This window comes from Microcoleus sp. B4-C1 (assembly GCF_036705285.1).
Classification (GTDB): Bacteria; Cyanobacteriota; Cyanobacteriia; order Cyanobacteriales; family Microcoleaceae; genus Microcoleus.
This window is the reverse complement of the sequence record NZ_JAUBUC010000038.1, coordinates 26464-38806: the sequence shown is the minus strand read 5'-3', so window position 1 is coordinate 38806 and position 12343 is coordinate 26464. Positions and strand designations below refer to the sequence as shown.

Genomic DNA, 12343 nt, shown 5'->3' with positions numbered 1-12343 from the left:
CTTACCAATTCCCCATTAACAATTAGCTTTGAGGGGAATCTCGATCGCCAATTCTGTACCCTGGCCCGGCGAAGAAGTGCATTTCAGCGACCCGTTGTGTCTGTCTGTAACAATTTGATAGCTAATTGACAAGCCCATCCCGGTGCCTTTACCCACAGGTTTAGTGGTAAAAAACGGGTCAAAAAGCCGAGTGCCGACAGTCTCCGGTATTCCCGGCCCGTTGTCAGCAATCCGAATGATTACTTTGCCGGCTGGCGATAGTTCAGTGCGGATGCGGATGTTGCTGGGCTTTTGCCGCTTTTCCTCAGCAGAACGGCGCATATCCCGTTCTTCTAAAGCATCCAAAGCATTGCTCAAGATGTTCATAAATACTTGATTTAATTGTCCGGCATAACATTCTACCAAGGGCAGTTGAGCGTATTCTTTAATTACCTCAATTTCTGGATGGTTGTGTTTAGCTTTGAGCCGGTGCTGCAAAATCATCAGGGTGCTATCTATGCCCTCGTGGATGTCGACTGCTTTCATTTCCGCTTCGTCCATGCGGGAAAATGTGCGGAGAGAAGCAACAATTTGTTGAATTCTGTCTGCACCGACTTTCATTGAAGAAAGCAACTTTGGCAAGTCTTTCATCAGAAAGTCGAGTTCAATATTGTCTACTTCTTCTTGAATTTCCGGGACTGGATCGGGATAGTGGTTTTGGTAAAGTTCGATCAGGTGTAGCAAGTCTTGGGTATAGTCGTTGGCGTGACTGAGATTGCCGTAAATAAAGTTAACTGGGTTGTTGATTTCGTGGGCGACTCCTGCCACAAGTTGACCGAGACTCGACATTTTTTCATTTTGAATTAACTGCGATTGAGTGCTGGTTAATTTCTTCAATGTTTTTTCTAATTCGAGAGCTTTATTCCGAGTTTGGGCGTAAAGATCGGCTTGGTTGAGGGCGATCGCCAATTGAACTGTAACCGCTTGCAATAATTCTACTTCGTCGTCACTCCAGGGTCGCACTGCAGCGGAGTGGGCGCAGGTAACAACGCTCACTACTCCCGAAAGTGCCTGCATGGGAATTGCCAAGACAGATTGGTAGCCCAGAGAGTTAAGAGAGCTTCTCCAAATAGGGTCTGCGATCGCTCCGACATCATCGATTTGCAGCGTTTCTAGACGCAACATCTGTTCTCCTATAGTTCCGAAATCAGAAGCTTTATAGCAACCTATTAAATCTGGAAGTTCTCTTGTGCGAGATTCTTGAATAATTTCCCAGTATGGTTCGTCTCCGTCGCAACGATACCAGCTAAAGTTGCAACGATCGATCTGCATGAAAGCCCGAATTTCTTGGACGGCGACAGCAATAATGCTGTCGAAATCGAGGGAATTGCGGATTTGAGTAGTGAGGTTGTTGAGCAGTTTTTCTCGCTCGGCTTGCTGTCTGAGTCTGGCTGACGATTGCCTTAAGGCAATTTCTCCCCGCTTGCGATCGGTAATGTCTTCGGTGACAGCTAATAGATATTGCGGTTTGCCATCAGCATCGAGTATTGCTGTTTTCTTGCTATGAAATATCCGCGTTTCTCCTTGGCTAGTTTCAATTTCTTCTTCGGCGATTTCTAAAATTTGCCCGCTATCGATCACTTCCCGGTCTTTGGCGGTGAAAAAATCAGCTTGTTCTGTTGGGAAAAAGTCGTAATCATTTTTGCCGATTACTTCTGCTGCACTGAAACCGAGTAACTGTTCAGCTACTGGGTTCCACAGAACAAACCGCAGTTCTTGGGCATCCTTGGCAACCACTCCTACGGGTATGGTTTTGAGCACTGACTCCATAAAATTTTGAGCGTGTTGCAGTTCTGCTTCTGCCTGTTTGCGATCGCTAATATCTCGGACGTTGGCAATGACGGTGAGATTGCCGTTGAGATTAATTCTCGACAGGGCAACTTCTGCATCAAAGGTTGAACCGTCGTTGGGACGCCTCGCTTTCCATTCCACGCGGGGTGTTTCGCCTGCTAATACTCTTTCCCAAAGTTCTTCCATTTGTTCAATGGGATTGTCGGCGCTTGAATAGTCGTTTTTAATTGATAATTTTTTTGCTTGTTCGGGGCTCACTCCGTACATTTCTAACATTCGATTATTGACATCGAGAATGTTTCCTTCTAAATCGTGAATGAAGATAGCATCGTAGACATTGTTAAATATGGTTCGCAGGTTTTGCTCGGAAACTTGCAGCGCTGCTTCTGCAAGTTTTCGATCGCCAATTTCTTGTTCTAATTGGGTGACTGCTTGGGAAAGTTCGGCCGTGCGATCGCTCACTCTGTCTTCTAACTCGACTGCTGCTTGCCGCAGGGCTGCTTCGGCGGCTTTGCGATCGGTAATATCGATCACCGTACCGAACATTTTTACCACCTTGCCGTTGACATCGGTTTCGGCTTGACCCACGGCGTTCACGTGTCGCAAGATGCTGTCGGGACGGTAAAGGCGAAAGTCAAAATCAAAGGGGATGCCCGCTTCGAGTCCCCGCTGCACTTGAGTTTGCCACAATTCCAAATCTTCTGGATGAATCTGAGCGACCTGTTCGGCTAGGTTGGGCGCGATGGGGGCTGGTTCGAGTCCGAAGATGCGGAAAAGTTCTTCCGACCAAGTGAGGGTTTCGGTGGCTGCGTCGAGTTCCCAATTGCCGACGTGGGCTAGTCTCTGGGCTTCTTGTAGCTGCCGCTGGCTATTGCGGATGGCGGTTTCGGCAACTTTGCGATCGGTAATGTCGAACAATACGCCGCAAAATACGATTTCGCCCTTCTCGCTGCGGGTGGGCATGGAGTCGCCCTGCCACCAGCGAATCTCGCCGTCGGGCTTGACTAACTGCCCTTCGTAGTGCCACAGGGAGAGGTTTTCTATGGCCTGGTTCACCGAAGCGATGTAGCCTTCCAAGTCTTCGGGATGGACGCGGGAAATGAATGTATTGATGTCTTGCATCATTTCTGCTGCTGTAACGCCACTGATATCGAAGATGCGATCGCTCATGTAGTCAATGCGCCAAATTCCGTCACGGTTGCAAAACTGGAACAGAGCTCCGGGCATGGTGGCTGCGATCGTCCGAAACTTGGTTTCGCTGGCACTGAGTGCGGCAAAAGTCTGTCGCAGTTCGGCTGTGCGCGCTTCTACTCTGCGCTCTAGTTCTGCGTTGGCGTGTTGTAAGGCTGCTTCTGCTCGCTTGCGATCGGTAATGTCGGCGGCTGTACCTGTGGTGCCGAGGAAGTTTCCGGTTTCGTCGTACAGGGCGATCGCGTTAAACATCAAATGTTTCATGCTGCCGTCTTTGGCGATTTGGGTGGTTTCGTACTGGAAAATTGATTCTCCGGCAAACAGGCGGGCGAAAACTTCTAAATCTTTCTGGCATTGTTCTGGTGTCACAAAGTCGGAAAAGGGCCTACCGATCATTTCTTCTGGTTCGTAACCGTAGATGTACTTAACTGCTGGGTTGACGAAGGTGTAGCGTCCTGAAGCATCTACCGACCAAATCATGTCTTGGGAGGTTTCTACCAGGCTGCGGTATTTGCTTTCGCTGGCTTTGACGGCTTCTTCTGCTTGTTTGCGTTCCGTCATGTCGCGGGAGACGCCGACAGTCATGACGATTTGGCCGTCTGCGTTGCGGATCGGTGTTTTGACGGTGCTGAACAGCCGCACTTCTGAGTCGTAGCGCGTCACTGGTTCTTCGGAAATTTGCAGAGTCTGTCCGGTTTCAAATACGAAGGCGTCATCTCTGACGTACTGGAGGGTATTGTCGGGATCGGCGAAAGGTGCGTCTAGGATGTCTTGAAGTTCCTCTTGAGTCATGCCGTAATAGTCGCGGAATGCTTGATTTGCCCAAACAATTTTGGATTTGGGGCCTTTGACTAATACCATATCGGCGATCGAATCGAGAATTTGGTGATATTTTTGCTCGCTGTCGCGGAGTTTCTGCTGCGCGGATTCGATTTGTGCTATTTGCCTCTGGGTTTGCAAGTGCAGTTCGGCTTGGTGGATGGCAACTGCTAAATGGTCGCCTACTTGTCTGGCAAATTCGATTTCGTCTTCTTGCCACTGGCGGGGTTGACCGCAGGAGTGAATGCACAGCAATCCCCACAGGTGTTGCCCTTGCAGCAGGGGTACGACTAAGTTGGCTCGGATTTGAAACCGCTTGAGGATTTTGAGGTGACAAGGGCTCAACCGGGCTTTGTAGATGTCCGTGACAGCTTGAACGTAACCTTTGGCATACTTGGCGGCAAATTGTTCGCCGAAACAGTAGTCGCGGACTCTTGCTCCCAAAGATGGGCTGTATTGGGGCAGTACGTCTTCGGACACTACTTCGCCCTCATTCCATTCGGATTCGGGAAAGAATCGGTAGACGGCGACTCGATCGGCATTTAAGAGTTGCCGAACTTCGGTGGCTGTGATTTTGAATATTGTTTCTAAGTCTAGGGATTCACGAATTTTGCCAATCACTCCCATCAGCGCTTGCAGCTTTTTGAACCAGGTTTGAGACTGCGTTTCTCTTTCTAGGTGAGCTAGTTTCTCGCGCAGGTTGCAAACTTCGTAATACAGGTATTCATGAAACATAATGCTTTTTCTTTAGTTATTTTGCGGTTTGGTATCGAGGTTGATGGCATCTCAATAGCGCTCTGCAAGTTGAGTCTGGTAAGTCAAAAAGGCAAAGAACCTATTCTCCTACTTCTGCTAGCACTTAGCAGCTACTCACACTGCATTTCCGTATTTTTTCGAGATTTGGAGGTCTATCGACCATCTTAGCTCCCGTATATTTACTGAAGAAGTGGCATAATTTGCTACTTCATTAAGGATCAATTATTGAGAATAATGCTAACAAAACTTACACATAAACCCGGTTTATTAACGTAATCAAGTCAGGGAATCTCCGAAAGTGGAAACAAGAAACCCGGTTCCATTTCGCGATCGGGAGGAGCGTCTCTGACTAATTTTGACATTTTTTTTGCTCGCCTTCGGTTTCAATTGTCACCTTTTTATTATTACCCCAAACCCGATTAATGGTTTCCTTGTTTTGGCGATGGAATATTCTGTTGGGCTCGCCTATTTTAAAATTTGTTTGAATTTAGGCGATCGCCTTTTCTAGAGTTTTAAGTAATGCTCGATTTATCTCTCCTAAATTAGATTTTTTACAATCTTTAGGATCTGCCAACGTTTTAGATATTTTTCCTTGCCTTCTCGTTATTTTATCCGAGAGATGGGATTTTTAAAACTGATTTAAATTCACCGAATCAGAGGTTAGTTTTCGGTAAAACAGTTGAGGTAGTTGCAGACTATGGTTAAATTTGCTTAACTCAAGGCCCATTTCCTACCGCAACGCGCCCGCACGCGCGGAGACTTTTTGCCTCCCGATTTTTGCGATTTTAGACAAGTGTAAAAATTTTAGATAATACAAATATTTAGGGTATCACATTTTGGGAGAAAGTAAAGGTATTTCAAGCTGGAGCAATAGAAATGGCGATCGCGAATATTAAAGTTTGGGCAAATTAATAATAAAATCCGTAGAAAGTCGCATTTCGCTTTCTACCTTTAAAGTGCCATGGTGTTGTTGGACAATCAGATCGCGAGTGAGAGATAATCCAAAACCGACTGCTTCTGCTGTTGGTTTAGTAGTAAAGAAAGGATGGCAGTTTTTGGCTTGAATTTCTAGAGAAACTCTGATGGTATTGTCGCGCAGACCAAGTTCAACTACTTTTGCCCTTTTTTGCATTTTCAGCAAGTTTTTGAGAGTAAATTTTATGTTTATCGATCGGTTCCTTGCTACCCATTTTTCGGCGTTTGAAATACAGCCTAACAAACATGATCAATGATATTTATCAAAGGGCGGTTTAAATCAGAGAAGCCTACTTTCGACAGAGCGATCGCACTATCATACTCAGTATAAATTACTATATAGCAATCCTTGCAGGAGTCGTAAATTTTTGACCCCACCCCAACCCTCCCCTTATCAAGGGGAGGGAGTAAGAAATTCACAAATGATGCGAGGATGGCTATATTGAAGCGACGAGCGATCGGCTGCTATGATCAACCAACTCCTACAAGCTTAAGAAGCCGTTTTCAGTATAGCCCTGGCTTCCTCAATATTTTGGGCAACCAATTTGCCCGACTCGATAAAGGCCGATCTTTCGGTATCGCTGAGTTCAAGTTCCACTACTTGTTCGACTCCCTGAGATCCCAAGCGGCAGGGCACTCCTAAAAAGATATCTTGCACGCCGTATTCGCCGTGCAAATAAACGCAGCAAGGCAAGAGTCGCGACTGATTAAATAAAATAGATTCTACCATCAAACAGACAGAAGATGCGGGTGCAAAATAAGCACTACCAGTCTTCATCAATTCTACAATTTCTGCGCCACCGTGGCGAGTCCGCTGTACGAGTCGATCGATCGCCCCAGCATCCATAAGTTGATTAATGGGAATACCGTTGACAGTAGAATAGCGGGGCAAAGGAACCATCAAATCGCCATGAGAACCGATAACAGTTGCATTGACTTCAGCATTTGAAACGCCCAATTCCATAGCAATAAAAGTTTGAAAGCGGGCGGAGTCGAGAACTCCCCCCATCCCCATGACTCGGTGTTTTGGCAAATCCGCAGCTTCCCAAGCTAAATAAGTCATGATATCTAGGGGATTTGTGACTGTGATTAAGATTGCTTCGGGAGAATGCTTGATCGCCTGTTTTGTAGCTTCGGTGACAATTCGAGCATTGATTTTAATTAAATCTTCCCGATTGATACCGGGTTTGCGCGGCACTCCGGCGGCAATTACTATGATATTTGAGTTTGCCGTATCTGTATAATCATTTGTACCGACAATTTGGCGATCGTGGCGTTCCACTCCCCTGGCTTCCATCAAATCCAAAGCAACGCCCTGCGGCCAACCCTCCACAATATCTAGCAATACTACATCTGCCAGATTTTTCTCAGCAATTCGCTGGGCTAAGGTACTGCCGACTTTGCCTGCACCAATAATTGATACGCGGTTTGATGGAGAATTCATTGGGTTTTAGGTTTTAGATTTTAGATTTTAGATTTTAGATTTTAGCAATCAACTTAATTGGGGAAAGGTGCGCGGTGTGCACCCTTCGCTACATTAAGAACAGTGATGTTTAGTTTTGGTGAGTTACTGAAAATCTTCGAGTTGGTCTACCCGCAGCCAAATATTGGGGGTGGGAACTTTGCCAAATTTGACGAAGGCATAGTCGCCGCGAACATCCATCACTTCGCCCTTGGTTTCAAATATATACGAGGAAAAGCGCTGGTCGCTGGCTTTGGCTTCTAGACTGTTTTCCAATTTTTCGCGTACAGCGCGAACTATACTGCCTTTCTTGATTGCCATAACTTGCTTTGTTTAGTTTAAAAAACTATACAAATTTTAATCTAGATTTGGCTTGAAAGTCACTCGGCGATTGAAATCGCTACTAAACAAACGAAGTCCACTCCAAGCGGACTAAGGAATAAAGGGGTGCAATTCGTGGGGTAAATCTAAAATCTAAAATCTAAAGCCTAAAATCCATTGACTGCTTCCTATGTCTGACAAATGGGGCAAAAATGAGTCGATCGCCCTGCTAATTTTATACGTTCGATGCTTGTGGAGCAAGTGCGACAGGGTTGACCAGCGCGATTGTACACCCAAGCGACGCCGCCGTAGTTGCCGTTGACACCTTGGACGTTGAGAAAATTGCTAAAAGTGGTGCCGCCGGATGCGATCGCCTTCTGTAAAACTTGAATAATAGCTGTATGGATGCGCCCAATTTGCTCTGCGGTCAAATCTGCACACAGAGTTGTGGGCATCACTCCCGACAAAAACAAAGTTTCGTCTGCGTAAATATTGCCCAAACCAGCTATCAGTGCCTGGTCTAGCAAAGCTGTTTTAATAGGTCGCGCCCGCCGGTGTAGCTTGCGGGTCAAATATTCTGTTGTAAACTCGTCGGAAAATGGTTCGGGGCCTAAGAGTTTCAGACCGATGACTGTGCTCGAAACCTCGGTTTCTGCAGGCACGTACCACATTTGCCCGAAGGTGCGCTGGTCTACAAACCGCAATTCTTGGTTTCCTTCAAAAAATAGCCGTACTCGCGCGTGTTTTTGCAGGGGTTCGGATCGGTTCACCCACAGCAGTTGTCCCGTCATCCGCAGGTGAACGCCCAACCAGCCGGCTTTTGAAGGAGGGAAGAAGGCGGGCGCGGGGAGGGCGGGCACGGGGGCACCGCCCCTACATTGAGATAGTTCTGCCAGTAGATATTTGCCGCGTCTGTACCAGCGGGCGATCGACTTTCCTTTGACTTTTGTCAAAAAATCGGTCGCAGAGATTGAGCGGGCGATCGTGCTGTTTAACAGCACCTCTGCGCCCAACATTTCTCGATCGAGAGTTGCTTGATTCAAACCCCGGCAAATAGTTTCAACTTCTGGCAGTTCTGGCACAATTAGCGTTGTTCTGTTCCTTGATTTGGCGAACCTTCGACGCTGCCGGTTACTTCGGCGCCCGGTTTGCTGTCCGTCGAAGTTTTCGGCTGCTGGGGGGCGCCACCGCTGCCGGTTTTGCGCGTTTTCTCGTCCAGCGTGGTTTGTTTGCCGCCGGAAGCTACTGGAGTCCCTGTTTTCGCTTTTGCTTTGGGTGCTGCCACTTCCACTAATTCGCTTTGGGCGAAGTTGTTGGTGTTGACGCCTGCATAATTTACGCTGTTAAAGCGAACGATAACTGGGTATTTAATGCCGCTTTGGTCTACCGTAGCAACGGTGCCCACTTCTTGATACCAGAAGGATTCTTTGCGGAGAATCCGAACTGTAGAACCGCGTTGAACCATGAGCTTTGTTTCCTTTGCGATGAATAAACGGATAAAGCCATTTTTTTTACTCTAGTCGATCGCGCGACGCATTTGAAGTCTGCAAGGAAATTTTTACCTGTCGCGCCGTTTTTTGATCTGCTTTTTGTAAAGAAAAGTAAATACTTTGCTAGGGCGATCGCTGGGGGACAAAAATAAATAAACAGACATTATCCGTTAAATACAAGCTGTGCGATCGGATCTATAAAAAACTTTACAAATTGTTGTGGGGTGGCGAGTTTGTTACGGGGGTGTGAGGAGGTTGTCGGGCCCGTTAGGTTGTTGCGGGGGCCGCCAGGGGTTTTAAACCCCTGTCTCATAGCTAAAGTCGTCTAAAGACGACTGAATATACAATTGTATTTTGAGGCGGGCTGATTGTATTTTGAGGCGGGCTGATTGTATTTTGGGGCGGGCTGATTGTATTTTGGGGCGGGCTGATTGTATTTTGGGGCGGGCTGATTGTATTTTGGGGCGGGCGAGACGCCCACCCCACAAGAAAATTTAGTTTTTGTGGAACAGGCATCTTGCCTGTTCTTAAGAATCATTGTGGAACAGGCCGGAAAGCCTATTCCTAAGAATGGTGAAAGATGTGAGATTAATTAACCTTGTTTTTAATTATATTGTCGCGCTAAAGTATTGCAAAGCGCGGGGAATATTTACAGTATGTCGTTAGTTGATTTAGCTAATACTAAAGTTAGGGTTCTTGGATGGAGTGCGGTGATGGGTGTTGCGCCAATGATTGCCAGCGCGATCGCCAATCCGGGAGTGACAGCAGCATTGGGTGTGATGGCCAATCCAGCCGTTGGGGGCATTTCGATATTAGCAACGATCGCGGGCGGTATAGCGGGGAATATGGCGGCTAACGACTTGGGAAATCTGATCGCCGAAAAGTTGGGAAAAAATCCGAATATTCTTGACAATCACGATTTGATTGAGGCGGCGGGTGAGGCGATCGCCTATATTTTGAAAGATGTTGCTTCGTCAGATGAATTAATTGCGATCGCCCTGAGTAAAAATTCGTCTGCCAGGGATTTAGATCGATTAGCCGAAAAAACTCCTGAATATTGGCTGAATATTAACACAGAAGGGGTTGATTTGTCAAGGACTTTAAATATTTCGGAAGACCAACTGACTCGGATTTTTTCGGCGGATGCTGCGGAGTTCGATCGAGTTACCGGATTGACACCGGAAGATTGGGCAAGATTCATCGGGGAATTCGGGGCCAGTGAGGGGAAATCCTTTGATGCAGAAATCGTGGACTTTGTAGCGCAAAGACTGTATGCAACTTTTCCGAAGGCGTACCGCAAAGTGCTGACACAAGATGCAGCCAAGGGAGGAGAAAAGTTTGCGGCGATGCTGTTGAATCTGCACCAAATTGCTTTGGCCCAGCTCAAGGATTTGGGGCTGCAAAATGGCGAGATTCTGGACAAGTTGGAGGCGGTGGCAACTCGGCAGCAGATTTGTCAAGTGATGGCGAAATTGGCATCAATAGAAATTGACATCCGATCTGATTTGGCGCAGATTCGGGCGTTGCTGCAAAGATATATCGATCCTGCCGCGCCGAGTTTGCCGATTTCCCTCAAATCCGAGACGATTATTCAGGACAGAATTAAAGACTTTACCGGTCGGAAATTTGTGTTTGAAGCAATTAACGAGTTTCTGAATAAAAATCGGAAAGGCTATTTTGTTTTGCAGGCGGAACCGGGTGTTGGGAAAAGCGCGATTATGGCAGCCTGTGTGGTGCTGCTGAAGCGACGCTGCGTTACTCATTTCAACTCGCAACCGGACGGGATTGTCAGCGCTAAAACTTTTTTGGAAAATGCTTGCATTCAGTTAATTGAAGGTTTTAATCTTAAAGAGAAGTACCCGCGACTGCCGGAAAATGCCCTGGAAAACGGCAACTTTCTAGGCAGGTTGCTGGGGGAAGTTAGCGCTAAATTGGGCGGCAAAAAGTTGATTTTTGTGGTGGATGCGCTGGATGAAGTTGATTTGAAGGAGCAAAGTAGCGGCAGCAATGTCCTTTATTTGCCTAATGATTTGCCCGATAACGTTTATTTTATTGTCTCGAAGCGACCAGAATTTCTGCCAATGCCGGCAGCTAACCGGACAGTTTTTGATTTGATGAAATACGATGGAAAAAGTCTCGAAGATGTCGAGGCTTATCTGAGAAAACGCACGGAGAGAAGCGAGTTAATTCAGGATTGGATTAAAGGTCGAAATTTGCAGCGGGAAGAGTTTGTGACGGCGGTAGCCCAAAAAAGCGAAAAGAAATTTATCTACCTCCGCCACGTACTTGATGAGATTGAAGGCGGCACGTACAATGATGTGAATTTAAATGATTTGCCAGCGGGTTTGGAGGAATATTATCAAAAACACTGGGTACAGATGATTGGTCACGAAGACGATCCTCTGCTGGAATTGAAAGTTAATATTATCTACGTGCTGTCGAAAGCTCACGAGCCTGTTGCTCGCCGCTGGATTGCCAAATCGGTGCGCGAGACGGATTTTAAAGTACAGCAGGTACTAAAGAAATGGGATTCTTTTTTGCGACAGGAACAGGTAAACGGGGAAATTCGCTACAATATTTATCACAACACCTTTCGCGAGTTTCTCGAAAAAGATGAAACTGTGCAATCTGCTGGGGTGAATGTGGAAGAACTTAACCGCCAAGGTATTAATAACAGGTTGGAAGGATCGCCGATATGAGCAAGTTAGGTGTGTGGTTGGCGCAGCAGAGTCAAGGCGATCGGGAATATTTATTGAAATATCAACCCAGGGATTTCGTTCAGGGGTTGAAGGATTTTAATCGTTATTGTGCTTGGTTGACGGATTTCGGTTTTATTGAGATGAAACTGGAATTGTTGGGGGTACAAGCGCTAATTGATGATTACGATTTGGCGAAAATTTCTGATGTGTTGCTGTCGGATGGGCAAGGTGAAACTCTGAGATTGATTCAAGGGGCAATTCGCAAGTCGGCGCACGTTTTGGAGAAGGATAAAACGCAGCTTGCAGGGCATTTGTGGAGTCGGTTGGTGGATTTTGAAACACCTGAAATTCAGGGGGTCGTGAAACAAGCTAAGCAGTCGAGAAATAGTTCCTGCCTGTGGCCTTTGAAGCCTAATCTGGAAAGGGCAAATGAGGGTGCGCTGCGGACGCTTGCCGGTCATAGTTCCAGGGTAACAGCAGTGGCGATCGCACCAGACGGTAAAACAGCGATTTCGGCTTCCAAGGATGAAACCCTGAAAATCTGGGACACCGAGAGTGGCTCTGAACAGAAAACTCTCACGGGTCATAGTTCCAGGGTAACAGCAGTGGCGATCGCACCAGACGGTAAAACAGCGATTTCGGCTTCATGGGATACAACCCTGAAAATCTGGGACACCGAGACAGGCTCACAACTGAAAACTATCACGGGTTCTAGTTTCGCGATAACAGCAGTGGCGATCGCACCAGACGGTAAAACAGCGATTTCGGCTTCATGGGATACAACCCTGAAAATCTGGGAC

General features: G+C 46.8%; 7 protein-coding genes and 1 pseudogene. 2 read left to right on the top strand and 6 right to left on the bottom strand.

What is annotated here, in order from left to right; translation table 11 throughout:
* Window positions 1-15: 15 nt before the first annotated feature.
* From QUB26_RS16725 to QUB26_RS16700, 6 genes are all read right to left on the bottom strand, one after another.
* Window positions 16-4575, bottom strand: coding sequence for a PAS domain S-box protein (locus QUB26_RS16725; RefSeq protein WP_333318902.1), 4560 nt, complete (start codon window positions 4573-4575; stop codon window positions 16-18).
* 913 nt (window positions 4576-5488) lie between these two features.
* On the bottom strand, window positions 5489-5815 hold the full coding sequence (locus QUB26_RS16720) for an ATP-binding protein (protein ID WP_333242186.1): 327 nt from the start codon (window positions 5813-5815) through the stop codon (window positions 5489-5491).
* Window positions 5816-6061: 246 nt separating this feature from the next.
* A complete protein-coding gene (mdh, locus tag QUB26_RS16715; RefSeq protein ID WP_333318900.1) occupies window positions 6062-7015 on the bottom strand; it encodes a malate dehydrogenase in 954 nt (317 codons plus the stop codon).
* 123 nt (window positions 7016-7138) lie between these two features.
* The gene (locus QUB26_RS16710) at window positions 7139-7354 is read right to left on the bottom strand and encodes an NAD(P)H-quinone oxidoreductase subunit O (protein WP_333053996.1); all 216 of its coding nucleotides are present in this window, start codon (window positions 7352-7354) and stop codon (window positions 7139-7141) included.
* A gap of 188 nt (window positions 7355-7542) precedes the next feature.
* On the bottom strand, window positions 7543-8436 hold the full coding sequence (locus tag QUB26_RS16705) for a DNA-formamidopyrimidine glycosylase (RefSeq protein WP_333242179.1): 894 nt from the start codon (window positions 8434-8436) through the stop codon (window positions 7543-7545).
* 2 nt (window positions 8437-8438) lie between these two features.
* Window positions 8439-8819 (bottom strand): photosystem I reaction center subunit IV, encoded by a 381-nt coding sequence (locus QUB26_RS16700; protein WP_333242176.1) that lies wholly within the window; start codon window positions 8817-8819, stop codon window positions 8439-8441.
* Window positions 8820-9500: 681 nt separating this feature from the next.
* Here QUB26_RS16700 and QUB26_RS16695 point away from each other — a divergent pair.
* Together QUB26_RS16695 and QUB26_RS16690 are read left to right on the top strand one after the other, a co-directional pair.
* Window positions 9501-11543, top strand: coding sequence for an ATP-binding protein (locus QUB26_RS16695; protein ID WP_333318897.1), 2043 nt, complete (start codon window positions 9501-9503; stop codon window positions 11541-11543).
* Window positions 11540-12343, top strand: a pseudogene (locus QUB26_RS16690) (WD40 repeat domain-containing protein); the annotation flags it as partial. The gene QUB26_RS16695 and the pseudogene QUB26_RS16690, both read left to right, overlap by 4 nt.